This window comes from Rhodoferax sp. LB1P47 (assembly GCF_056521445.1).
The window spans coordinates 71016-94166 of the sequence record NZ_JBWMAU010000012.1; the positions used below are offsets into that span (position 1 = coordinate 71016).

The window sequence follows — 23151 nt, forward strand, 5'->3', positions numbered from 1 at the left end:
ATACCTCCATGCGCCTACAAAAAATAATCGCAACACCATTTTTACTGGCCATAAGCCTTTGGTTTTCCGGCGCTGCATGGGCGCAAGTAGATGACTCCATGTGTGGCTCCATCGCCAATGCATTTGGACCCCATGACTTCCGTACCGAACGCGGAAACAATCTCTACCTGGTTGAATCTGCCCACTTCACCGCCAGCGTTGAATCTCTTACAAAATCCGTAACAGGGTATATCGGACAAGATATAGACTACACATTGCGCGCATTCCCAAATCACCATAGGGCATTAATGACCGTCATTCGATATGGTGAAAAAAAGAAATCAGCACAACCACCAGATCTCAAATATACGGTCGAATGCTATTTCAACCGAGCCCTCCGTTTCCGCCCTGACGACACTTTGGTGCGGATGATTTACGCAACCTATCTCAATAAAAATAAACGTACTCCAGAAGCCATTCAACAGCTCGACATAGGCGCAAAGGAAGCCGATAGCAAAGAAAATCCATTGACCCACTACAACCTGGGCCTACTCTACCTAGAATCAAAAGAATACGAAAAATCATTGGTCCAGGCCCATAAAGCATATGGCATTGGATTCATCCAACCCGAATTAAAAGAAAAACTCAAAGAAGTCGGAAAATGGATTGATCCAGAAGTAACAACACCTACGGCCAGCGCCTCGTCGCCCACTCCCTCCAATTAAGCCCAAGAGAGCCATCTTTGCAAATTAACGCGCACGAACTCGGCTCTTCACGCCCCGCCCTGCCACGCGGCCCCGTGCTGGATTGGTCGAGTTTTACATGCATTGATGTTCCCAATGTCCATAGCATTGAAAATCTACCGAATATCGCGCTAACAACCAGTGGCCGAGCCGCCATTTACCAAGCCCTGCGCCAGTTAAATCTTCCGGCCCACAGCACGGTGCTGGTGCCGACATACCACTGCCCGACGATGGTCGCCCCGGTATTGCTGGCAAATCTGGAAGTTGCTTACTTTGGATTGCGCTCCGATGGATTACCCCATCTCGAAGCCATAGAAAATACGACCGCACAAAAATGCCGTGCCATGCTGGTTCCACATTATTTTGGACTGGCCAAATCACTGAGAGAAGTTCGCCAATGGTGTGATGCGCGCGGTATTGCCCTGATTGAAGACTGTGCCCACTGCTACTTTGGTGATGCAGGAGAAAGGCCAGTGGGTGCTTGGGGAGATTTTGCAACGGCCAGCGTATCTAAATTTTTTCCCGTTCCAGAGGCCGGTTTATTAGCGTCTGCATACCGACCCATTACTCCACTGAGTCTAAAAAAAGCCTCCATCAAAGCACAGGTCAAGGGATGGATCGATGTCGTGGAACTGGCTTCGCAATACCATCGGCTCGCAGGCTTAAGAACCGTTCTGGCATGGATTTTTAAATTAAAAAATCTTCGAACACCTCCTTCAGCAACAGGTGAAACAACCGTAGCGCCCCCCGATGTCTCCAGCATGGTGCGCGATTGCGATATGGCCCGCATAGGCCTCGCTCCGCTGTGGGCGGCCATCGCTTTAAAAAATTCTTTACCGCGTGGATACATCATCACGCAACGCCAGAAAAATTTTTCCCGCTATGCGGCATATTTTGCACAGGTAATGGGAGCCAGGCCTTTATTTCCCATCACACCCGACATCGCAGATTCAACTGCACCGTATGTATTTCCATTATGGGTGGATGAGCCCGATGCCATTTACCAGGCAGTTCGCGCATTGAAACTGCCCATATTCCGATGGGACCGCATCTGGCCCAATACACCGGTTTTGCCGGAAGACAATGGCCCCTTATGGAGCCACCACGTGCTTCAGCTTTTATGCCACCAAGATCTCAGCGCTGCCGACATTGATTACACAGCACAAGTGGTATTGAATTTATTGCAGACACAACAGGCAAAAATCCATGCCATGAATGAATAACGCCTCTATGACAAAAGCCATGCCACCCCATACACTCCACTGGCAAAATCTGCCTGCCGACAGCCTTCAAAAAACACCTGCACTGGTGCTTGAATGGGATAGGCTCAATGCCGAGCGGGAAAACCTGCCATTTATGACGGCCCATGCGGTTTGCGCGGCGTTGCGCGTTTTTGGTGCAGGCACAGAAAAACTACTGGTTGCAAGGCAGGACAACACCATCGTAGCCATGCTACTGGTCGTTTCAAGTGGCGCATTCCAATGGCGCACGTTTCAACCCTCTCAATTACCATTAGGGACATGGGTTGCCGCATTAACCCAGACACCCACCGATATTGCACGCAGCCTCCTCAGAGGACCTCTGGGTTTATGCCTCGCATTCTCCATGACGCAGGTAGATCCTTTGCTGGCGCCCCGTGAACTAGACCAAACCGATACAAAAAATATTGACTACATCGATACGGGCTGGATTGATATTGCTGGCACATTTGAAGATTATTGGGCTGCCCGTGGTAAGAATCTCCGCCAAAATATGCGAAAACAACGCAATAAACTGGCAACCGAAGGAATTCAACTTCAAATGCAGGCATTGACTTCGCCAGAAGATATGGCGGGGGCTATTGCCCGTTATGGCGTACTTGAAAGCTCTGGATGGAAAGCCACTGAGGGTACAGCGATCCACCCCGATAATCCACAGGGGCAGTTCTACATCCAATTACTCCAAACAGCTGCGCAACAAGGCGAAGCGGTGGTGTACGAGTATTTTTTCAATGGGAAAACAGTAGCCCTCAACCTGTGCATTCAACGCCAGGGCATATTGGTTATATTAAAAACCACCTACGACGAAAGCATTCAGGCCTATTCTCCGGCATTCTTGCTCAGCCAAGATGTAGTGGTAACAGTATTTAACCAAGGCAATATAAAGCGAATTGAATACTATGGTCGAATGATGGAATGGCATACCCGCTGGACAGAAAACAAGCGCACGCTGTACCAATTTACAGGCTACCGCTGGTCATGGATCAAACGTCTCGCAGAGCGCAGGCAGAAAAAAATGGACCCAGTCATCGACGTGCAAGCGGCTGAGAAATCTGACGTAAATACTTAATATCCAGAACGGAAATACGCTGCCATGATCACGATCATCATTCCTTATTTTCAAAAAGAAACCGGGATTCTGGCCCGTGCCTTGCGCAGCATTGCGGCCCAACAGCCCACCGCAATGCCTATGTATGTCATTGTGGTAGACGATGCATCCCCCATCTCTGCCGAATCTGAATTGGCAGCGGCTGGCACGCTGCCTTGCCATGTTGAAATTATCCACCAAGCCAATGGGGGCCCGGGTGCGGCGCGCAACACCGGGCTCAACCATGCACCCGCAGGTACACGCTATATCGCCTTTTTAGATTCAGACGATGAATGGTCTCCAGAGCATTTAGTCCGTGCCACGGAAAGCCTGGGGGCTGGATATACGTTTTATTTTTCAGACCACCGCCAACTGGGCGCCCAAACTAATGCCTTTGCGCGCGCGGGCCGCATTCAACCCGACCAGCATCCTTTATTACCCTTGCCCCATGCAGGTCTGCATGCCTACCAAGGCGACCTACTCGACCAAATAATCCGGGGCAACATCATTGGTACATCAACAGTAGTTTACGATTTTCAAAAGTTTTCAGAAAAACGTTTCAAAATTGAATTCACCAATGCCGGTGAAGATTATTTATTTTGGATGGATATCGCAAACAACCAAGCCAAGACGGCATTTTCCAGCTACTGTGAGGTGGTTTATGGCCGAGGTGTAAATATTTTTGCGGGCACCGTCTGGGGAAGCGAGCAGCACATGCTGAGAACCCACAATGAAATTAAATACAAAAAGCTCACAGGCCAATTATTTAAATTATCAGCACTGCAAAAATCGCACATCCAAGACTCCATCAAAAGCCTGCGTACGACTTTTATCCAAGATCTACTTCACAGAATTTCGAACCGGGAAAATTTACCTTTGCATTTATTGAAAAAGCACATGCGACTTGATCCGTTAAATTTCATAATGATTCCAGCCGTACTGGCAAAGAAGATATTCGGAATAAAACAATAAATTCTCAGGCTCCACTGAATCTATCAGTGGTTTGCAAATTTTTAGCCACTACATGCGCACCGCACGATGCGCGCACCACCAACTGGATCGGTTTCTCCGGGTAAGTGGCTTCCGGGGGGGGCTCGCCACGCAACAGGGCCAACAACATATCCATTGCCTCGCGGCCCAGGGCGATGGTGTCGGAGCGCACGGTGGTCAAGGGTGGAGATGCAAATTCGGCCATCGGAATGTCGTCATAACCCACCAGGGCAATATCTTCGGGCACGCGCAGACCGGCTTCTTTCAACGCGCGGAGGGCGCCAAAGGCAATGGTGTCGTTGCCTGCAAACAGGGCGGTAAACGGTACCTTGCGGGCCAATAGCTCCTGAGTAGCACGGTAGCCGCTGGCGGCGCTGATGTCGGCATAGGCACACCAAGCGGGGTCGATGGGCAAGGCGTTTTCGGCCATCGCCTCGCGCCAGCCACGTTCGCGCTCGTTCACCGCCAGGTACTCGGGTTGAGCGAAGTTGACGAAAGCGATCTGGGTATGGCCTAGTCCAATCAGGTGGTTAACGGCCATCTTGGCGGCCACAGAGGTGTCGTTGCCGGTGGTGTGGTAGCGGCCTACGTCGGGCATGCCGGTGCCAAACACCACCATGGGGATGCCCGCATCGGCAATGCTGGCCAGGTACTGCCGCCCGGCCAGGCTGGGATTAACCACGATCAGCCCGTCGATGCGGCGACTGCGCACCAGGTCCACAAAAGCACCGGGGGCGCGACCCTCATCGTCGCTGGACTCGATCAGCATCTTCAGGCCGTGGCGGTGGCACTCCTCGTTGATGCTGGCCACCAATTGCACCAGAAACACGTCCACGTACAGGTGCGCGGCCTTCGGAATCACCAGCGCTACGGTACCGGTGGCACCGCCCGCCAGCGTGCGCGCAGCGGCATTCGGCTCGTAGCCGATCTCGCGGGCAGCGGCCAGCACCTTTTCACGCGTGGCCTCGCTAATGCCTTGGTCGCGCACGTTGTTCAGCACAAAGGACACGGTGGTGCGCGACACACCAGCACGGCGCGCAACGGCGCTACTGGTGGGGGGGGACTTTAAAGATGCGGACATGGATGGGGATCGTAGTCGATACCTACATTGCGCGTTTTCCCTAGTACTAACTCGCGTTACCTAATTTACCATTCCAATCACTAACTCGCGTTAGCAATAAAAAGGAGATCCGTTGGCCACCCCCTCTTTGCAATCCCCGCATCCACCGCATGCGCTAAGCCCTACCCGGCGGGCTGAAACCCTGACCGCCTGGGCGTTGGTGCTGCCCGCCTTTATCGGCTTTGTGCTGTTCTACGCCCTGCCCACGCTGCGCGCCATCGAGATCAGCTTTACCGACTGGAACCTGCTGCGCGCGCCGAAGTTTGTGGGCCTAGCCAACTACACCGCCATGCTGCAAGACGGCAAGTTCTGGCAGGGCATGAAGCTGTCGGCCTACTACGTGGTGCTGAATATTCCGCTGCAAATCGTGCTGGGCCTGTTTTTGGCGGTGGCGATGGACCGGCTGACCAAGTCGCTGTTCGTCAAATCCATCGTGCTGCTGCCCTACCTGCTGTCCAACGTGCTGGTGGCCATGATGTGGCTGTGGATGCTGGACCCGCTGCTGGGCCTGGTCAACAGCCTGATCGACGGCATCGGCTTTGAGCGCCAGCCCTTCTTTGGCGGCGCAGACCAGGCGCTGCTGACGGTGGCGGCGGTCAACATCTGGCGGCACATGGGACTGGTGGCGATGCTGTTTCTGGCCGGGCTGCAAAACATACCGCGCAACCTGTACGAGGCCGCCGCGCTGGAGGGTGCGACCGAGTGGCAGATGTTCTGGCGCATCACCCTGCCGCTGCTGCGCCCGGTGATGGTATTTGTGCTGGTGACCAGCGTGACGGGCTCATTCCAGATCTTCGACACCATCGCCGTGACCACCAATGGCGGCCCACAGGACAGCACCCGGGTGATCGTCTACTACATCGTGCAAAACGCCTTCAGCTTCTACAAGATGGGCTACGCCTCGGCCATGTCGATGACGCTGTGCGTAGTGATGATGCTCTACACCGTGCTCCAGATGCGGGTGATGAAAGCCTCCGAAAACGACTTAGCCTGACCTGGAACGCACCATGACCGCCCCTGCCAACAACACCTCTTACCGCCTGTTTTCGCCTGGCCGCATCGCCGCCTGGGCCGCACTGGGCATCATGCTCGTCGTCACCCTGGCCCCGCTGTGGATGGTGCTGAAAACCGCGCTCATGCACAGCGCCGATGTGTACACCGAGTCGGCGCAGATCCTGCCCTCCGACCCCACGCTGGCCAACTTCCAACGCGTGCTGGGCTTCATGACCGCCGATGAAAGCCGCGCCCTGGGCGGCTCGGGGGCCGAGATCAACTTTCTGCGCTCGCTGGGCAATTCGCTGCTGTTCACCAGCACCATCGTGGTCACCCAGGTGAGCTTTGCGGCCATGGCGGCCTATGCGTTTGCCCGCCTGCGCTTTCCGGGTCGCAACGTACTGTTTGGGTTGTTTGTGGGCTCGATGATGGTGCCCGGTGTGGTCACGTTCATCCCCAACTTCATCCTCATCAAAGACCTGGGCCTGCTCAACACCATGGTGGGCATGGTGGCGCCGTTTTGCCTGATGCAAGGGTTCTCGGTGTTCTTCTTGCGGCAGTTCTTCTTGTCGATCCCACGCGATCTGGAAGAGGCCGCGCTGCTAGACGGGGCCTCGTACACCTACATCTTCACCCACGTGGTGCTGCCGCTAAGCATCACCCCGCTGGCCACCATTGCCATGCTGACCGGCATCAATATGTGGAACGAATTTTTCTGGCCCTACCTGGTGGCCAAAGACGAAGCGCAGCAGGTGCTGCCGGTGGCCCTGCAAAGCTTCAAGTCGCAAACCGCCCAGGGCCAGCCCGACTGGACCGGCCTGATGGCCGCCACTGCCATCACCGTGATGCCCACCATTTTGCTGCTCGTCGTCCTAGGCCGCCGAGTAGTGGAATCCGTCCAGTTTTCTGGCGGCAAGTAAGTGTTCCCACAACCCACCATAACGGAGACAAGCATGACCCTCAAACTCAGCACACTCGCAGCGGCCGCCCTGGCCTGCATCGGCAGCGCCCACGCCGTCGAAGTCAAATACATGCTCTGGGATGCCAACCAGATGCCCGCCTACAAGCAGTGCGCTGCCGACTTCGAGAAGAAGAACCCCGGCACCACCATCAAGATCAGCCAGTCCGGCTGGAACGACTACTGGACCGCCATCTCCACCGGCTTCGTCTCGGGTACCGCGCCCGACGTGTTCACCAACCACCTGTCCAAGTACCCTGAATTTGCCAAAAACGACCAGCTCGTCGATCTGACCCCGCTGATCCAGCGCGACAAGGTCGACCCCGCCAGCTACACCACCGGCCTGTACGACGTGTGGGGCCGCGACGGCAAGCAGTACGGCCTGCCCAAAGACTGGGACACCATTGGCATGGTGGTGAACATGGAAATGGCCAAGAAAGCCGGTGTGACGCTGGCCGACCTGCAAGCCATGACCTGGAACCCCAAGGACGGCGGTAGCTTCGAGCAGGTATTGCGCAAACTGACAGTAGACGCAGCGGGCAACAACGCAAGCAGCCCCAACTTCGACAAAAAGAAGGTCAGCGTCTACGGTTACCAGACACCCGCCGGAGCACCCGGCATGCGCGGCCAGACCGAGTGGAGCCACTTTGCCGTGTCCAACGGTTTCAAGTTCCAGGACAAACCTTGGGATGCCAAGTTCTACTACGACGACCCCAAGCTGGCCGAGAGCATCACCTACATCGCGGGCCTGCCCGCCAAGGGCCTGTCGGCGGTGTTCGAGAACGCCAAGACGCTGGGCTCCGACGCCATGTTCGTCGGCAAGAAGGTCGCCATCGTGCCCCAGGGCTCGTGGATGATTACCTACTTCAAAGACAACGCCAAGTTTGAAAACGCCTGGATTCCGTTGCCCACTGGCCCCACCGGCACCCGCGCCACCATGTTCAACGGCCTGGCCGATTCCATCTGGGCGGGCTCCAAGGTCAAGGCCGATGCCTGGAAGTGGGTCAAGTACCTGGGCTCGGCCGACTGCCAGAGCGTGGTGGCCAACACCGGCGTGGTGTTCCCGGCCATCAAGGGCCAGGCCGAACGCGCGGTCGAAGTGCAAAAAACCAAGGGCGTGGATTCCAGCGCCTTCCTCACCATGGCCAAAGCAAAAACCTTCCTGACCCCGATTGCCGACCACGGCTCGGAAATCGACGAAATCATGAAGGCGGCCCTGGAAGCCGTGCTGGCGGGTAAGTCGGACGCGGCCAGTGCACTGAAGGCCGCCAACACCCAAGTGAACGCGCTGAAATAAGCACACCGCTGACGACCGCCCGCCCCCACCCCAACCCTCCCCCGGCGGGGGAGGGGGTAAGACAGGGGCCGAATTTCTCCCTCCCCTTCGGGGGAGGGCCGGGGTGGGGGCCGGATGTCCGCCCCCTTTCCGAATTTGTCAAACTACTGAAAGACTAGCCATGACACGCCGCATCAAGATCACCCTCATCGGGGCTGGCAGCATTGTTTTCACCCGCAACCTGCTGGGCGATATTTTTTCTTATCCCGAGCTGGCCGATTGCGAAGTGGCGTTGCACGACATTGACGCGCACCGCTTGGAGCTGGCCGAAATGGTGGCGCAGCGGCGGGCGGCAGCCTTGGGCGTAAAGCCCCTCATTACCGCCAGCACCGACCGCCGCCGCGCACTCATTGGTGCGCAGTTCGTCATCAGCACCATCCAGGTCGGCGGCTACAAGCCCGCCACCGTGACCGACTTCGAGATTCCCAAAAAATTTGGCCTGGAGCAGACCATTGGCGACACGCTGGGCATTGGCGGCATCATGCGCGGCCTGCGCACCATCCCCGTGCAACTGGCCATGTTGAAGGACATGGAAGACGTGTGCGCCCCCGGTGCTATCCACCTGAACTACGTCAACCCCATGGCCATGATCACCTGGGCGCTGAACCAGGCCAGCAAGCGCATACCCACCGTCGGCCTGTGCCACAGCGTGCAGCACACGGCGCACGAGCTGGCGCACGACTTGGGAATTCCGGCAGAAGAAATCGACTACACCTGCGCGGGCATCAACCACATGTCGTTCTACACAAAGTTTGAGCACAAGGGCGTCGACTTGTACCCGCGCCTGCGCCAGATGTATGCCGATAGCCAGGCCCCCGACTGGAACCGCGTGCGCTATGAGATGCTGCACCAGCTGGGCCACTTCCCCACCGAGTCCAGCGAGCACTTTGCCGAATACGTGCCGTGGTTCATCAAAAAGGGCCGCGAAGATTTGCTGGCCCAATACAACATCCCGCTTGACGAATACCCCGGTCGTTGCCAGATTTTCGAGCACGCCTGGCCCTACATCGAGCGCGAACTACTGGCCCCCGGCACGCAAGACGTGCAAGCCCTGACCGCCGAACTGGTGGCCGCCAACATCCATGTGATGCCGCGCAACATCACCGAAGCCGCCCGGCTGCTGGAGGGCCTGAACGCCGTCAACCGCTCGGTCGAATACGGCGGGCAGATCATCCACTCGATGGTCAGCGGCACGCCGCGCGTGGTGTATGGCAATGTGCTGAACCACCACCTGATCGACAACCTGCCCCAAGGCTGCGCCGTCGAAGTGCCCTGCCTGGTAGATGCCAACGGCGTGCAGCCCACCCGCGTGGGCAAGCTGCCCATCCAGCTGGCCGCGCTGATGCGCACCAACGTCAACGTGCAGGAGCTGGTGGTGGCCGCCATTACCGAGCAAAAGCGCGAACACGTCTACCACGCCGCCATGCTCGACCCGCACACCGCCGCCGTGCTCGACCTGTCGCAAATCCGCGCCATGGTCGATGAGCTGCTGGTGGCGCACCGCGCCTTTCTGCCCGACTATTTGCAAGCCTAACTTTCACGTTAATAGAAAGAAAACCACCATGGCCAGCATTGAACTCCGCGCCGTCAACAAGACCTACATGAACGACGTGGCGGTGATCCGCAACGTGAATCTGCACATCCAGCAAGGCGAGTTCTGCGTCTTCGTCGGGCCGTCGGGCTGCGGCAAGTCCACGCTGCTGCGCATGGTGGCCGGTCTGGAAGACATCACCAGCGGCGACCTGCTGATCGACGGCCAGCGCATGAACGACACCCAGCCCGCCAAACGCGGCGTGGCGATGGTATTCCAAAGCTACGCGCTGTTTCCGCACCTCAGCGTGTATGAAAACCTGGCCTTCGGCATGACGCTGAACAAGGTAGACAAAGCCGAGATACGCCGCAAAGTGACAGCCGCCGCCCAGGTGCTACAGCTGGAACATTTGCTCGACCGCAAGCCCAAAGCCCTGTCGGGCGGCCAGCGCCAGCGGGTGGCGATTGGCCGCGCCATCGTGCGCGAGCCGGGCGTGTTTTTGTTTGACGAACCGCTGTCCAACCTGGATGCATCGCTGCGGGTGCAAACCCGCTTTGAGATCGCCAAAATCCACCGCGACTTCGGCAAGGCCAGCACCATCTACGTGACCCACGACCAGGTCGAAGCCATGACCCTGGCCGACCGCATCTTGCTGCTCAACGCCGGGCCTGCTGTCCTCACCGAGGGCAGCGTGGCCCAGTGCGGCACGCCGCTAGAGCTGTACCACCGGCCGCGCAACCTGTTTGTGGCGGGCTTCATCGGCTCGCCAAAAATGAATTTTCTGGAAGGCCGCTTAGTCGAAGGCCGTGGCGACATGGCCGGTGTGCAACTGACCGGTGGCGAGGTAGTGGAGGCGATGGTCGATGCCAGCCGCCTGCAAATCGGCCAGCCCGTCACCGTGGGCATCCGCCCCGAGCACACCCTGCTGGGCACCGCCACCCAAAGCATCGTGCGCGATGTGCACTGGCAAGAGCGCCTGGGCGAATCCACCTACCTGTTTTTAGACAGCGGTGTGGCCAACCAGCCCCTGGTGGTCAAAGCCCCCGGCCAGTTCCACGCCAACCCCGGCCAGCGCGTGGCGGTATCGCTGCCCGCTGCGTCGATGCACGTGTTTGACGACAAAGGCCATGCGCTGGAACGGCGTATTCCGATTGCCGATATGCTGATTCCGCACGCCGCCTGAACATCCGGCCCCCACCCCAACCCTCCCCCGGAGGGGGAGGGAGCAAGGCCGGGCCCCGCATGCCCTCCCTACCCCTCCGGGGGAGGGCCGGGGTGGGGGCAAGCAGCCACCAAACCACTCCATATTTCTACCCACCATGCCCCCCGAATTCCTAACCCTCCACAGCCGCCACAGCACCCTGGTCCTCGAATGCCCCGCTAACGAAGCCCCCCTGTGGCGCTACTGGGGCCCGCGCCTGCCCGATGCCAGCACGCCCGGCCAGCCGCTGCGCGACACCCGCCCCCTGCCCTCGTTCATGCTCGATTTCGACCAGCCGCTGACGGTATTGCCCACCTTCGGCGTAGGCTGGTTCGGCCAGAGCGCGCTGCTGGCGCACCGCTCAGGGCGGGACTTTGCCCAAGCTATCACCCAATGCACGGTGGAATGGACCACACCCGGCAGCGCCCTGGTGCTGCACCTGCTGGATACCGTGGCGCAGCTGCGCTTTGACGTGTCGATTGCGCTCCACAAAGATACCGACGTGCTCACCCTGCACACCACGCTGACCAACCTGGGCGATGCCACCCTCGACGTGCAATGGCTGGCCGCAGGCAACCTGCCCTTGCCAGGTGATGCCGCCACGGTGCGCTCATACGCGGGCCAGCACAACCATGAATTCCTGCTGCAAACCGATACGCTGACCCGCAGCCAGTGGCGGCGCGAGAACCGCCGGGGCCGCACCTCGCACGACTGCTTTCCCGGCGCGGTGGTCACCACCCCCGGCAGCACCGAGCACAGCGGCCTGGTCTTCGGCGCGCACCTGGCCTGGTCGGGCAACCACCAGCAAACCATAGAGTGGCTGCACGACGGCCAGTACCAGTGGCAAATGGGCGAATGGCTGGCCCCCGGCGAAGGCCGCCTGCCCCCCGGAGCCAGCCTGCACACGCCCGAAATTATCGCCACCTGCTCCACCGAGGGCCTGAACGGCCTGGCCGCCAACTTCCACGCCGCCCTGCGCGCCCGCATGGCCTGGCCCGGCGGCAGCATGCGCCCACGCCCGGTACACCTCAACACCTGGGAAGCGTTTTACTTCGACCTAGTCCCTGCCGACGTGATGGCCCTGGCCGATGCCGCCGCCAAAGTAGGCGTGGAGCGCTTTGTGCTGGACGACGGCTGGTTCAAAAGCCGCCACCACGACCGCGCGGGTCTGGGCGACTGGTGGCCCGATGCCGACAAGTTTCCACAAGGTTTGGGCCCACTGGTTGCGCACGTCAACGCGCTGGGCATGGAGTTCGGCCTGTGGGTCGAACCCGAAATGCTCAATCCCGACAGCGACCTCTTCCGCACCCACCCCGACTGGGCGCTGCAAATCGCCGGTCGCCCGCTCATCACCGCCCGCAACCAGCTGGTGCTGGACATCTCCCGCCCCGAGGCCGCCGACTACCTGTTTGGCAAGATCGACACGCTGCTGGCCGCCCACCCCATCCGCTACCTGAAGTGGGATTTGAACCGCGACCTGACCACCGCCGCGCTGGCCGGTGGCCTGGGCGGTGCAGGTTACCGCGCCCAAGTACACGCGGTGTACGCCCTGCTGGCCCGGCTGCGCGCAGCCCACCCCGAGGTGGAGATTGAAAGCTGCTCCGGCGGCGGCGGCCGCATCGACTTTGGCGTGCTGCGCTATACCCACCGCGTGTGGGCCAGCGACTGCATCGACGCGATGAGCCGGGTGCAGATCCAGCACGGCTTTGGCCAGTTCTTTCCACCCGAAATTTTGGGCTCGCACATCGGCACCAGCACCGCCCACACCACCGGCCGCAGCCAGTCGCTGGCCTTCCGCGCAGCGGTGGCCATGACCGGGCACCTGGGCGTGGAGCTGGATGTACGGCATTTAGACGAATCGACCTCTAGCGCACTATCTACCTGGATAGCATGCTATAAAAAGTATAGAAATCAGATCCACCACGGCCGCGTCTGGCGGGGCGAGGCCGCCGACGGCCTGGTCTGGCAAGCACATGGCGGCGCGGACGACCTGCTGCTCTTCGTCTACCGCTGCCAGCCCACCAGCCACCGCTACACGCCCCCACTGCGCCTGCCCATGCTGGACTCCACCGCCCGCTACCAGGTGGAGCAAGTGGTACCTATCGCAGGCGAAGGCGCGGTGCAGTCCCCTGCCCCGTTCTTCACCGCGCTGCAAAACGGCGGCGTAGAACTGGACGGCGCGTGGCTAGCCCAGGCCGGGCTGCCCATGCCGCGTGCCACGGCGGAGACTTGTTTTATCGTGCGGCTGCGGCGGGTCTAAATCACTACATTTTTCATAGCTACTAACGCAAGCATTACATACGCTGGCGGAACTTTTCCCCAAAAACTCCGCCAGCGACTCAATTGAGATAGCACCCCTACTTCCCCCCGGTATGGACCCCCAGCAGCGTATACAGCGGACACCAGCGCACGCTGGCTGTGGCGACCAGCACCAAGCCCAGCCAGCCCCACAGTCCGATCACGCCGGTAGCGGCCAAGAGAATCAGCACCAGTCCGATGGCTATACGCAGAATGCGGTCAACGCCGCCTATATTGAGTTTCATACCGAGTCCTTGTGAAGTGAGCACCGATTGGACCCCGCCCTGCGTCCGGTGTCTGTGACACAAGTCACCCCGCCAAATCCCGCAGCGCCGCGCTGTTGAGGATGCGGATGCGCTCCCGCCCCAGTTCCACCCAACCGTCTTGCACAAACCGACCCAGCAGGCGGCTGACGATCTCGCGCACGGTGCCTAGCTGGTCGGCCAGCGCCTGGTGGGTGGTGGTGAGTTCAGAGCCGTGGCCGAGCAAGGCTGCGGCCAAGCGTTGGTCTAATTTTTGAAACGCCACAGCCTCGACCAGCCCGCTCAAATCGGCCATGCGCTGGGCAAACAAACCCAAAATATCGGCGCGAAATGCGGGCTGTTCCAGCCAGCGCTGGAACACGTCTCCGGGTACGAGCAGCAGGGTTGTGGCACGGGTGGCCACCCCCGTGGCCAGCATGGGCTGCTGGCGGAACAGGCTGGCGGCAGACACCAGGCACAGCTCTCCTTGCGTCACGCGGTACAGCTCCAGGTTGCGGCCATCGCGGGAGGACTGAAAAACCTTCACCTCGCCTTCCAGCACCAGCGGAAAGCCCTGGCACGGCGACTGGGCCTTGAACAGCACACTGCCTGCGCCCACCTGGTGCGGGCCGCAGCTGGCGGGCAACTCCGCCAGCTGCGGGCTGACAAAAGCCAAGCTGGGGTAATAGGCGAGCGGGCTCACTCGGGGTGCACCACCCCATCCATCCGCAAGCCCTTCGGCAGCGGAAACTTCACCGTCTCTTCAATCCCGTCCATCTTGCGCACCGACACTGCGCCCAGCGCGCGGATGCGGTCGATCACCTGCTGCACCAGCACGTCGGGGGCGGAGGCACCGGCGGTCAGGCCAACGCGGGATTTGCCTTCGAACCAGGCGGATTGCAGCTCTTCGGCGTTGTCCACCATGAAGGCTGGCGTGCCCAGCTTTTCGGCCAGCTCGCGCAGGCGGTTGCTGTTGGAGCTGGTGGGGCTGCCGACCACGATCACGATGTCCACCTGCGGGCTCATGATTTTGATGGCGTCTTGCCGGTTTTGCGTGGCGTAGCAGATGTCTTGCATCTTGGGCGCGCGGATCAGCGGGAAGCGGGCTTTCACGGCGGCCAGAATCTCGGCGGCGTCGTCCACGCTCAGGGTGGTTTGCGTCACTACCGCCAGTTTTTCGGTTTGCAACGGCTGGGCGTTGGCCACGTCGGCCACGTCTTCCACCAGGTGGATACCGCTCTCCAACTGGCCCATCGTGCCCTCCACCTCGGGGTGGCCCTTGTGGCCGATCATGATGAACTCATAACCCTCTTTATGCAGCTTGGCCACCTCCACATGCACCTTGGTGACCAGCGGGCAGGTGGCATCGAAAATCTGGAAACCCCGCGCCCGCGCCTCCTGCTGCACCGCCTGGCTCACGCCGTGGGCCGAGAACACCAGGGTCGCGCCGGGCGGCACGTCGTCCAGCTCTTCGATAAAGATGGCACCGCGCGATTTCAGGTCATTGACCACGTAGGTGTTGTGCACGATCTCGTGGCGCACGTAGATGGGGCGACCAAACTTGGCCAAGGCCTTTTCGACGATCTCGATCGCCCGATCGACCCCCGCGCAAAAACCGCGTGGCTCGGCCAGGATGATTTCTTCCGGCATGCTCACAGCACGCCAATCAGTTGCACTTCAAACGTCACCGGCTGGCCCGCCAGCGGGTGGTTGAAGTCGAACAGCACCGCGTCGGCGCTCTCGCCATTGCCCACCTGCTGCACCGCACCGGCGTAGCTGGCCAGGCCGTCCGGCGTGGGGAACTGCACCACATCGCCCACGTGGTACTGCTCCAGCGGGTCGCCTAGCTGGTTCAACAGCTTGCGGGCCACCCACTGCTGCATGTCGGGCTTGCGCTCGCCAAAGGCCTCCCCGGCGGGGATGTCGAACGAAGTGCGCGTGCCCTCGGGCAGGCCCAGCAGGCGCTGCTCCATCGCGGGCGACAACTCGCCCGTGCCCAGCGACAGGGTGGCGGGCTTGTCGTTGAAGGTATTGATGATGTCGCCGGTGGGGCCGCCCAAGCGGTAGTGCAGGGTCAAAAACGAGCCGGGCTGGACGGTGGGGACTGTGGTGGTGGGTGCGGTAGTGGGCATTAGGAGTCTCGGTAAACTGGCCGCTATTGTAAAAGTCCACCATGCCGCTTAAAGATTTACCCCCCGATGCCCGTCCGCGCGAAAAGCTTTTGGCGCGCGGACCTGCGGCCCTGAGCGATGTGGAGCTGCTGGCCATCCTGCTGCGCACCGGGATTGCGGGCAAAGGCGTGTTGCAAATGGCCCATGAGCTGCTGCACATCCAGGCGGCGGGCAGCAGTGGTTTGGGCGCTGGATTCAACGGTTTGGCCGGATTGCTCAACGCCACGGCGGACGACCTCAAGCGCATCAAGGGCCTGGGCCCGGCCAAGCGGGCCGAGATCATCGCCGTGCTGGAGCTGGCCCGCCGGGCTATGGCGCAAAAGCTGCAAGAACGCACCATCTTCACCGATCCGCAAGACCTCAAACACTACCTGCAACTGCACCTGGCGGGCAAAACCCACGAGGTGTTTGCGGTGCTGTTTTTAGACCCCAGCCACCGCCTGCTGGCGATGGAAGAGCTGTTTCGTGGCACGCTGACGCAAACCAGCGTGTACCCGCGCGAAGTGGTGCTGCGCGCCCTGCACCACCAAGCCGCCAACGTGGTGCTGGCGCACAACCACCCCAGCGGTTCGGTGCAGCCCTCGCTGGCCGACGAAGCCCTCACCCACACCCTGCGCGCCGCGCTGGCGCTGATCGACGTGCGCGTGCTCGACCACATCATCATCGCCCCCGGTGAAACACTGTCCATGGCCGAAAAAGGCCTGCTCTGATGAAAATCACCTCCCTGCAAGATCTGAAAAAGATCCAGAAGTCCATCGCCGAGGCCGCCGCCCGGCAAGCCGCCGAGCGCGTGGTCCAGCTGGAAACCCAGCGCCGCCTGGCGGCCCAGAAAAACCTGTTTGTGATGGCGGCGGGTACGGTCCACCGTCTGCCCGACAAGCGCCAGGCGCTGTTGAAAAAGCAGCCCCCCGCGCCCATCGCCACACAGCTGCAATTGGACGAGCAGGCGGTGCTGGTAGAGGCCATCAGCGACGGCTTCGATGCCAGCAGCTTGCTGGAAACCGACGACTCCCTCAGCTACCGCCGCCCCGGCATCGGCATCGACGTGTTGCAGCGCCTGCGCAAGGGCGAATGGGCCATCCAGCGCCAGCTCGACCTGCACGGCCTGCGCAGCGACGATGCCCGCGATGCCTTGTCGGGCTTCATCCGCGAGGCGCACCAGCACGGCATCCGCTGCCTGCGCGTGGTGCACGGCAAGGGCCTGAGCTCGCCGGGCAAAACCCCGGTACTCAAGGGCAAGGTGCGCAACTGGCTGGTGCAAAAGAACGAGGTGCTGGCCTTTGTGCAGGCCCGGCCAATCGACGGCGGCGCGGGCGCGCTGGTAGTGCTTTTACAGCCCGGCTGAATTTATAAAAAATCGGCCTTTAGCGCACATATAACCTGCGCCAGCAGCTATATAAATAATAGCAAACCAACCTATCCTGCACGCACCGAATCGCCCGCCTGCACCCACAGCCGCAGCCCTTCCAGCCCGCACAGCAGCAACAGGCTCAGGCCAAACACCGGCAGCGCCCAGCCGCTGGCAAACAGCACCTGGCTCGAGTAAGCGTCCAGCACGCGGGTGAAGCGCAGGGTGGGCTGGCTGCGGTCGAAGTTTTCGATGCGCCACACACCATCGGCCCCGGTGGGCGGGGTGATTTGCAGGGCGATATCAGGGACACCGGGCGCCTTGGTGTGCACCGCGACCCATACGGCTTGCCAGCCCAGCGGCAGGCTGCCGGGCAGCACAGTGGAGCGCAGCGATTTGGCGGGTTTGGGCGTGTCTTGGCCCTGGTCAGGCCGGTGGCCAACAGCACGGCCAGCACCAGGCCCACCCCGATGGCCAAGCTGGCGTGCAGATCGCGCCAGCTGCGCCGCCAGCGCCAGCAAGGGCGTGGCCGCCTTCAGCAAGAACACGGCCACTACCAGCCACAGCCAGAAGGCGGTGCGCAAGGGGGGGGGCGGCGGAGCTGGGCGTGGGTCAAGCTGGGGCTAGATTGTGCCGCAGCAGCCGCCACGGCCGGGCCGACTACATTTATAAGAAATAGGCATCTAGCGCATATTCTGCCTGCGCTACTAGCTATTAAAAAAATAGCGTTTCACCGCCAGCGCTTGCGGGGCATTGGTGGTAGCGTGATGCCCGCACCTTCCCCCTGACTTCACATAAAAGGACCCGAGACATGAGCAACACGATCTACCGCAACGTAGGCCACAGCGGCCTGCGCGTTTACCCACTGGGGCTGGGCACTATGCAGTTTGGCTGGTCGGCAGCGGAGGCCGAGGCCTTCGCGGTGATGGACACCTACTGGCAGGCGGGCGGCAACTTCATCGACACGGCAGACATCTACAGCGCCTGGGTGCCGGGCAACCCCGGCGGCGTGTCCGAAGAGGTGGTGGGCCGCTGGCTGAAAGCACGCGGCAACCGCAACGACATCGTGCTGGCCACCAAGGTGCGGGGGCCGATGGGGCAAGACTTCTCCGAGGGGTCCAACCACATCCGCCAGCGCGCCGGGTTGTCGCGCCGCTGGATTCTGCAAGCCTGCGAAGACAGCCTGCGCCGCCTGCAGGTGGACCACATCGACCTCTACCAGGTGCACTACATCGACCCGCTCACGCCCATCGAGGAAACCCTGTCGGCCCTGACCGACCTGGTACGCAAAGGCTATGTGCGCTACATCGGCTGCTCTAATTTCAGCGCCTGGCGGCTGATGCAGGCGCTGTGGGCCTCGGAGAAGGGTGGATTTGAAAAATTCATCTCGGTCCAGCCCGAGTACAGCCTGCTCAGCCCCACCCGGGCCAACTTCGAGCGCGAGCTGCTGCCGGTGTGCCGGGCCTACGGCGTGGGCGTGGTGCCCTACAGCCCGCTGGGCGGTGGCCTGCTGACCGGCAAGTACCGCCGGGGCCAGCCCCTGCCCAACAGCGTGCGCGCGGGCGAGATTGCGGCCCAGCGCTTCAGCGAGCAAAACTTCAACACCATCGACACGCTGGTGGCCATCGCCGAACGGCACCAGGCGCAGCCCGCCCAGGTGGCCCTGGCCTGGATGCTGGCCCAGCCCGGCATGACGGCCCCCATCGTGGGGGCCAACACCCCGGCGCAATTGCAGGGGCTGCTGGGCGCTGTGCCACTGGTGTTGACCGCAGACGATGTGGCCGAGATCAGCCGGGTCAGCGACTGGACGCGGGCACGCACCGAACTAGAGAACTAAAAATTTATAAAAAATCGACCTCTAACGCATATTTCACCAGCGCTAGAAGCTATTAAAAATATAGCATCTCGTTTTAAGCAGAAATGCCCACCACCAGCGTGGCGGCATAGCCCGCGCTGACGCTGCCGGTCACAGTGGCCAACTGGGTGGAGGTGCCATCGCGGAACACGTTGTCGTCCGTAAAGCTGGTGGCGGCCAGGTTGGCGATGCTGGCCGAGTAGCCGGTGGTGGCGTAGACGGCGTTGCACACCGCCGTGGGCAAGGCGATTTGCGAGGTGCGTACCTGGTCGCTTGCAGGCGTGGTGGTGGCAGCGGCCAGGCTGGCATACACCTCAAAGTGGATGTGCGGCATGCGCCCGCTGTAGCAGCCGGGGAAGATGGTGGTGAAGGTGACGCTGCCGTTGCTGTCGGTGACTTGCACGCCGCGCAGATAGTTTTCGCCCGTCACGCCGGTGGAATACATGGAATACAGACCGTCGCGGGTGCAGTGCCACAGATCGATGGCATAACCGGCCAGACTGGCGCAGCTGGCACTGGTGTTGACCAGTTGCGGTGTCACCGTCAAAACTACGCCCGCCGCCGTGGTGCTGGAGCTGACGATGCTGGAGCGGATGTCGCTGCGGGTGATGCCCGCGAGCGTCAAGGCGTTTTGCACCGCACCGCTGGTGTTGGAATTGCTGCCGTCGCCGGGGTAGGGACCCGCAGTTTCGCTGGGGATGTTGGAGCAGCTGGTCACCGTGGTACCGGTCGTTGTGGTGGTGGTGTTCGTGCCGCTGGTGCTGGTGCTGGCGGTATCCCCGCCACCGCCGCCACAGGCCAGCAGGCCCAGCGGGGCTATGCTGCCCACCCCCAACCAGCGCAGGGCGCGGCGGCGCTCAGTCACCATGCGGCCCAAAACTTCCAGGTCATGGGCCAGGCCGTGGGGGGGCAAAAAATCAGGGCACCAAGCGCACTGAGCGCAATTGCAGGGTGCCGCCGCTCAGCAGGCCTTCTGCCTGCACCTGGCTGCCAACCAGCGTGTCGGAGCTTTGGGCGAAAAACGTGTTGCTGCTCCAGGTGGCGGTGGTGTCGCCTTGGGCCGTGCGCAAAAGCAGGCTGCGGGTGCTGTTTTGCACGCTGACCACCAGGCCTTGGCGCTGCACCACTTCGTTGCTGCCCACACTCAGGTTGCAGCCCACCCGGGTGGCCGTGACCGGCTGGCCCGGCGCTTGCACGCCGCCTTCGACCCGCACCGACACATCGGCGGCCAGTGGCACGCCCAGGCAACTGCTGTCGATCACGGCGGCCGCGGCTTGCACCGCCACGCCACGCAAATTAAACAGCACGCTGCTGGCGTTCCAGTCGATGCCGCTGGTCACGCCCATCAGCACATTGGTTCGGCCCAGGTCGTAGTTGTCTGCCGAGCCGCTGCGCACGCTGGCAGAGCTGGCCACCAGCACTTCGTCCACACGCTGCACTTGCAGGCTGACGAATTCGCCGCGCGCCAGGGCGGCGGTGTCTACCACCACGTCAGCGGCCAATTGCACCAGCGTGCCCTGCACCACCAGCGTGCGGGCGGTGGCATCAAATTGGGTGGCCAGACCGGCCAAACGCAGCGATTGCTGGGGGGCCAGATCGGCCACGCTGGCCTCGGAGCGCAGCACCCGGCTGGCCAGCACCAGCGTGGCGGTGGCGGCCACCGGCGTGGCCCAGACCTGCACTACCTGGCCGTTGTCGATGCCCGATGGCAGCGCCGTGGACTGCACCAGCGTGCCGGTGCTGGCGTTCAACCGAAAGCCACTGCTGGACAGCCCTTGCACCACGCCGCCCAGTTGCACCAGGTCGGGCAGTGCCGCGAGTTTTTCTATGCGGGTGGCCACCAGCACATGGGTCAACTTACTGTTGTCCCACACCCAGGCACCAAATACCTCTACCGCATCGGCCAAGGCCACCGCGCTGGTGCGGCTGTAGCCCGCCAGCACGGTGGGGTCGCTGCGGGTGGCATCGGCCGTGGTGTTGACCACCCGTACCCACTGGCCCAGCACCTGCATCCAGCCATTGCTGTCGGGTACCTGCGTGACCTGGCCGACCAGCTGCGACACCACTTCAATAGACTGGGCGGTGTTGCTGTCGGCGTACACCAACTGCACCCGCTGGCCGAGCTGCGCCGCGCTGTTTTGCAGCACGCCGTTGCTATCGCGCCGCTGCACGGTGGCGCTGGTGTCGGCGTATTCCACCCCATCCACAATTACGCTGCCAAAGCCGCTGACGGTGCCGCTGGCGGTGCCCGTGCCGCCGCTGCCCACGCCCGCAACGCTGGTGCCGCCGCCGCAGGCATCCAGCAGCAAGGCAAACACCAGCATCGCCAAGCCCATGCCGATGGCACGAAACCAGCCGTAATGGCATTGCAAAGAGGGGATTTTTTTAGCCATCGTGAAACATCTCACTCCGTTTATTTTTGCTGGCTGCTGTCCATAGGGGCGGTCAGGCAAAACATGCCCAGACGGATGCGCTGGTCGCCACCGGCGGGCTCGTCTTGTTCGCACAGCGGCACGGCGGCTTTGACCATGCTGGCCAGCACGTCGCGCCACAGGCTGTTGGCCAGTTGTTCCAGCTGTTGGGCCGATGCGGGGGTCAGCCCGTCGGCAAACACGCTTTGCTCTAAAAAAGTTTTGCCATCGCCCGCGCTGAGGTTGTGGACCCCGGCTTCGATGTGGTCGGCCACGCTGCCTGCCAGCAGGCGGCGCGACTCTTCCAGTGCGGGCTTGGGCACAAACGCCTGGCGGCACAGGCGGACCTGCTCGGCCTCCTCCTCCACCACGCCCAGACGCACCAGCTCCAGCAGCAAAGCGCGGGGGTGCATGTCTTTGGAGACGGAGCGGGCCAGGGCTTCAAACGAAGGGGTGGCACCGCTGAACGGCAGCGTGTCGGGCAGATCAGAGGCCAGCCAGCGCGTCATGACCTGGCTGGCGGAGGTGGGCTTGCCCAGTTGGGCCCGCACATCGACGGCCCGCGCGGTCTGGCCCGAAGCCCGCACGTCTTTGCGGTGCACGCCCGACAGCAGGCTGACGGCCGAATCGGTTTGCTTGCCGCCAATACGGGTGAGTTCGGTGCGTGCAGCTTCCAGAAACACCGGCTTCAAGGCGGCCGTCAATTCGGTATAGCCCACGCCCGAACGCAGCAGCCACACCACCAGCGGCTGGAGCATGGCCAGCACCTGGGTCAATACAGGCTGGCCGGGAGAAGGCGTGGGAGCGTCCATGCCGCCATTCTAGGTGGGAATATTTCCCACATCCATAATAAATGGGAAATATTCCCATAAAATCAAACCACCGCGCAAACCGAACCACTTTTCAGGACATCCATGACACCCACCGTATTCGGTAGCCGCATATTCCACACCCCGGCCTCCGGCGGCTGGGGCGGCCCAGAATCCGCCTCGGACGGCGGCATGGCCCCGGCCCCGCTGCCAAACGGTATGTATGTACTGGGCACCACCGAAACCGCCGGGCCATTTGGGCTGCATGCTTTGCTCACTGCCGCAGCCCTCCAGCGCTGCGACATCACCGAGGGGCATGCGGGGATTCCGCTCACCGTGGCATTGCAGCTGGTGGACTACGACAACCAGTGCGTGGCCCTCAGCGGAGCCGAGGTGAGCATCTGGCATTGCGATGCCCAGGGCATCTATGCAGATGCCGAGGCGGGCGAAACTTTTTTGCACGGCGTGCAGTACACCGACCATGCGGGCTGCGTGGCGTTTAAAACCATCTTGCCCGGCAGCTATTCCATGCAACGGGCACGCATCTATGTGCAAATAACGCTGCCCAGCAACGTGCCGTCATCGCGCACGGTGTGTACGGCCAGTGGGCAGCTGTGTTTTCCGCACACGGTGAGCATTGCCGCCTGTAGCCACCCCACGCTGTACCGCCCGGCGCTGCACAGTGCAGCAACCGACCCGATGGGCGCGGCCGACGGGCGCAGCCAGATGCTGACCATCGGCGGCGATGTCCACACCGGTTACCGCGCCAGCAGCGTGATCGGCATTACCAGCGCACACCGCTGAAGCAGGCTGAAACGGC

General features: G+C 61.4%; 23 protein-coding genes. 14 read left to right on the plus strand and 9 right to left on the minus strand.

Annotated features, from left to right (window positions below; genetic code table 11):
* The first annotated feature begins 8 nt into the window (after positions 1–8).
* Genes AC0969_RS14080 through AC0969_RS14095 form a run of 4 tightly spaced genes read left to right on the plus strand, consistent with a single transcriptional unit; the run spans position 9 to position 4040 of the window.
* Entirely contained in the window at positions 9–704 is a 696-nt protein-coding gene (locus tag AC0969_RS14080) for an ABC transporter permease (RefSeq protein ID WP_479624774.1), read from the plus strand.
* Between the two features lie 17 nt (positions 705–721).
* Positions 722–1945 carry a DegT/DnrJ/EryC1/StrS family aminotransferase gene (locus AC0969_RS14085; RefSeq protein WP_479624775.1) on the plus strand — a complete coding sequence of 408 codons (1224 nt, stop codon included), beginning with the start codon at positions 722–724 and terminating at the stop codon, positions 1943–1945.
* 7 nt (positions 1946–1952) lie between these two features.
* Positions 1953–3050 carry a GNAT family N-acetyltransferase gene (locus AC0969_RS14090; protein WP_479624776.1) on the plus strand — a complete coding sequence of 366 codons (1098 nt, stop codon included), beginning with the start codon at positions 1953–1955 and terminating at the stop codon, positions 3048–3050.
* 24 nt (positions 3051–3074) lie between these two features.
* Positions 3075–4040, plus strand: a complete 966-nt coding sequence (locus tag AC0969_RS14095) for a glycosyltransferase family 2 protein (RefSeq protein ID WP_479624777.1) — start codon at positions 3075–3077, stop codon at positions 4038–4040.
* 4 nt (positions 4041–4044) lie between these two features.
* On the opposite strand, the gene AC0969_RS14100 is transcribed toward AC0969_RS14095, so the two are convergent.
* Positions 4045–5139: a LacI family DNA-binding transcriptional regulator gene (locus tag AC0969_RS14100; RefSeq protein WP_479624778.1), complete on the minus strand. Its 1095-nt coding sequence runs from the start codon at positions 5137–5139 to the stop codon at positions 4045–4047.
* Between the two features lie 112 nt (positions 5140–5251).
* On the opposite strand from AC0969_RS14100, the gene AC0969_RS14105 reads away from it, so the two are divergent.
* From AC0969_RS14105 to AC0969_RS14130, 6 genes are all read left to right on the plus strand, one after another.
* On the plus strand, positions 5252–6172 hold the full coding sequence (locus tag AC0969_RS14105; protein ID WP_479624779.1) for a carbohydrate ABC transporter permease: 921 nt from the start codon (positions 5252–5254) through the stop codon (positions 6170–6172).
* 13 nt (positions 6173–6185) lie between these two features.
* The gene (locus tag AC0969_RS14110) at positions 6186–7091 is read left to right on the plus strand and encodes a carbohydrate ABC transporter permease (protein WP_479624780.1); all 906 of its coding nucleotides are present in this window, start codon (positions 6186–6188) and stop codon (positions 7089–7091) included.
* Between the two features lie 33 nt (positions 7092–7124).
* Complete coding sequence (locus AC0969_RS14115) at positions 7125–8426, plus strand: ABC transporter substrate-binding protein (RefSeq protein WP_479624781.1); 1302 nt, start codon at positions 7125–7127, stop codon at positions 8424–8426.
* Positions 8427–8586: 160 nt separating this feature from the next.
* Positions 8587–9999, plus strand: a complete 1413-nt coding sequence (gene melA / locus AC0969_RS14120; protein ID WP_479624782.1) for an alpha-galactosidase — start codon at positions 8587–8589, stop codon at positions 9997–9999.
* Between the two features lie 28 nt (positions 10000–10027).
* Positions 10028–11179 (plus strand): ABC transporter ATP-binding protein, encoded by a 1152-nt coding sequence (locus tag AC0969_RS14125; RefSeq protein ID WP_479624783.1) that lies wholly within the window; start codon positions 10028–10030, stop codon positions 11177–11179.
* Between the two features lie 136 nt (positions 11180–11315).
* Entirely contained in the window at positions 11316–13457 is a 2142-nt protein-coding gene (locus tag AC0969_RS14130; RefSeq protein ID WP_479624784.1) for an alpha-galactosidase, read from the plus strand.
* Positions 13458–13554: 97 nt separating this feature from the next.
* Here AC0969_RS14130 and AC0969_RS14135 read toward each other — a convergent pair whose 3' ends face one another.
* The 4 genes from AC0969_RS14135 to AC0969_RS14150 all read right to left on the minus strand — a co-directional run bounded on the left by AC0969_RS14135 (position 13555) and on the right by AC0969_RS14150 (position 15869).
* A complete protein-coding gene (locus AC0969_RS14135; RefSeq protein WP_479624785.1) occupies positions 13555–13740 on the minus strand; it encodes a YgaP family membrane protein in 186 nt (61 codons plus the stop codon).
* A gap of 64 nt (positions 13741–13804) precedes the next feature.
* Positions 13805–14440: a Crp/Fnr family transcriptional regulator gene (locus AC0969_RS14140; protein ID WP_479624786.1), complete on the minus strand. Its 636-nt coding sequence runs from the start codon at positions 14438–14440 to the stop codon at positions 13805–13807.
* Positions 14437–15387, minus strand: a complete 951-nt coding sequence (ispH, locus tag AC0969_RS14145) for a 4-hydroxy-3-methylbut-2-enyl diphosphate reductase (RefSeq protein ID WP_479624837.1) — start codon at positions 15385–15387, stop codon at positions 14437–14439. Before ispH ends, AC0969_RS14140 begins: the two co-directional genes overlap by 4 nt.
* A gap of 2 nt (positions 15388–15389) precedes the next feature.
* Positions 15390–15869 carry an FKBP-type peptidyl-prolyl cis-trans isomerase gene (locus AC0969_RS14150; RefSeq protein ID WP_479624787.1) on the minus strand — a complete coding sequence of 160 codons (480 nt, stop codon included), beginning with the start codon at positions 15867–15869 and terminating at the stop codon, positions 15390–15392.
* Positions 15870–15910: 41 nt separating this feature from the next.
* Between AC0969_RS14150 and radC the strand changes: the two genes are divergently transcribed.
* Positions 15911–16618, plus strand: coding sequence for a RadC family protein (gene radC / locus AC0969_RS14155; protein ID WP_479624788.1), 708 nt, complete (start codon positions 15911–15913; stop codon positions 16616–16618).
* Complete coding sequence (locus AC0969_RS14160; RefSeq protein WP_479624789.1) at positions 16618–17253, plus strand: Smr/MutS family protein; 636 nt, start codon at positions 16618–16620, stop codon at positions 17251–17253. The genes radC and AC0969_RS14160 overlap by 1 nt, the downstream gene beginning before the upstream one ends.
* A gap of 71 nt (positions 17254–17324) precedes the next feature.
* On the opposite strand, the gene AC0969_RS14165 is transcribed toward AC0969_RS14160, so the two are convergent.
* A complete protein-coding gene (locus AC0969_RS14165; protein WP_479624790.1) occupies positions 17325–17840 on the minus strand; it encodes a hypothetical protein in 516 nt (171 codons plus the stop codon).
* Between the two features lie 227 nt (positions 17841–18067).
* On the opposite strand from AC0969_RS14165, the gene AC0969_RS14170 reads away from it, so the two are divergent.
* The gene (locus tag AC0969_RS14170; protein ID WP_479624791.1) at positions 18068–19093 is read left to right on the plus strand and encodes an aldo/keto reductase; all 1026 of its coding nucleotides are present in this window, start codon (positions 18068–18070) and stop codon (positions 19091–19093) included.
* Between the two features lie 73 nt (positions 19094–19166).
* On the opposite strand, the gene AC0969_RS14175 is transcribed toward AC0969_RS14170, so the two are convergent.
* From AC0969_RS14175 to AC0969_RS14185, 3 genes are read right to left on the minus strand one after another with little or no spacing between them, the layout of a single operon-like run.
* Positions 19167–20024 (minus strand): dioxygenase family protein, encoded by an 858-nt coding sequence (locus AC0969_RS14175; protein WP_479624792.1) that lies wholly within the window; start codon positions 20022–20024, stop codon positions 19167–19169.
* 4 nt (positions 20025–20028) lie between these two features.
* Positions 20029–21504: a hypothetical protein gene (locus AC0969_RS14180; RefSeq protein WP_479624793.1), complete on the minus strand. Its 1476-nt coding sequence runs from the start codon at positions 21502–21504 to the stop codon at positions 20029–20031.
* A gap of 20 nt (positions 21505–21524) precedes the next feature.
* Positions 21525–22334, minus strand: coding sequence for a DUF6502 family protein (locus AC0969_RS14185; RefSeq protein WP_479624794.1), 810 nt, complete (start codon positions 22332–22334; stop codon positions 21525–21527).
* Between the two features lie 102 nt (positions 22335–22436).
* Here AC0969_RS14185 and AC0969_RS14190 point away from each other — a divergent pair, with 102 nt between their 5' ends.
* Positions 22437–23135 carry a dioxygenase family protein gene (locus tag AC0969_RS14190; RefSeq protein WP_479624795.1) on the plus strand — a complete coding sequence of 233 codons (699 nt, stop codon included), beginning with the start codon at positions 22437–22439 and terminating at the stop codon, positions 23133–23135.
* Positions 23136–23151 lie beyond the last annotated feature (16 nt).

Excerpts from the sequence above, each read along its gene's own strand:
- AC0969_RS14080 (WP_479624774.1), top strand. The coding sequence starts at position 9 with ATGCGCCTACAAAAAATAATCGCAACACCATTTTTACTGGCCATAAGC.
- AC0969_RS14090 (WP_479624776.1), top strand. The coding sequence starts at position 1,953 with ATGACAAAAGCCATGCCACCCCATACACTCCACTGGCAAAATCTGCCT.
- AC0969_RS14095 (WP_479624777.1), top strand. The coding sequence starts at position 3,075 with ATGATCACGATCATCATTCCTTATTTTCAAAAAGAAACCGGGATTCTG.
- AC0969_RS14100 (WP_479624778.1), bottom strand. The coding sequence starts at position 5,139 with ATGTCCGCATCTTTAAAGTCCCCCCCCACCAGTAGCGCCGTTGCGCGC.
- AC0969_RS14110 (WP_479624780.1), top strand. The coding sequence starts at position 6,186 with ATGACCGCCCCTGCCAACAACACCTCTTACCGCCTGTTTTCGCCTGGC.
- AC0969_RS14115 (WP_479624781.1), top strand. The coding sequence starts at position 7,125 with ATGACCCTCAAACTCAGCACACTCGCAGCGGCCGCCCTGGCCTGCATC.
- melA (WP_479624782.1), top strand. The coding sequence starts at position 8,587 with ATGACACGCCGCATCAAGATCACCCTCATCGGGGCTGGCAGCATTGTT.
- AC0969_RS14125 (WP_479624783.1), top strand. The coding sequence starts at position 10,028 with ATGGCCAGCATTGAACTCCGCGCCGTCAACAAGACCTACATGAACGAC.
- AC0969_RS14130 (WP_479624784.1), top strand. The coding sequence starts at position 11,316 with ATGCCCCCCGAATTCCTAACCCTCCACAGCCGCCACAGCACCCTGGTC.
- AC0969_RS14135 (WP_479624785.1), bottom strand. The coding sequence starts at position 13,740 with ATGAAACTCAATATAGGCGGCGTTGACCGCATTCTGCGTATAGCCATC.
- ispH (WP_479624837.1), bottom strand. The coding sequence starts at position 15,387 with ATGCCGGAAGAAATCATCCTGGCCGAGCCACGCGGTTTTTGCGCGGGG.
- AC0969_RS14150 (WP_479624787.1), bottom strand. The coding sequence starts at position 15,869 with ATGCCCACTACCGCACCCACCACCACAGTCCCCACCGTCCAGCCCGGC.
- radC (WP_479624788.1), top strand. The coding sequence starts at position 15,911 with ATGCCGCTTAAAGATTTACCCCCCGATGCCCGTCCGCGCGAAAAGCTT.
- AC0969_RS14160 (WP_479624789.1), top strand. The coding sequence starts at position 16,618 with ATGAAAATCACCTCCCTGCAAGATCTGAAAAAGATCCAGAAGTCCATC.
- AC0969_RS14170 (WP_479624791.1), top strand. The coding sequence starts at position 18,068 with ATGAGCAACACGATCTACCGCAACGTAGGCCACAGCGGCCTGCGCGTT.
- AC0969_RS14180 (WP_479624793.1), bottom strand. The coding sequence starts at position 21,504 with ATGGCTAAAAAAATCCCCTCTTTGCAATGCCATTACGGCTGGTTTCGT.
- AC0969_RS14185 (WP_479624794.1), bottom strand. The coding sequence starts at position 22,334 with ATGGACGCTCCCACGCCTTCTCCCGGCCAGCCTGTATTGACCCAGGTG.
- AC0969_RS14190 (WP_479624795.1), top strand. The coding sequence starts at position 22,437 with ATGACACCCACCGTATTCGGTAGCCGCATATTCCACACCCCGGCCTCC.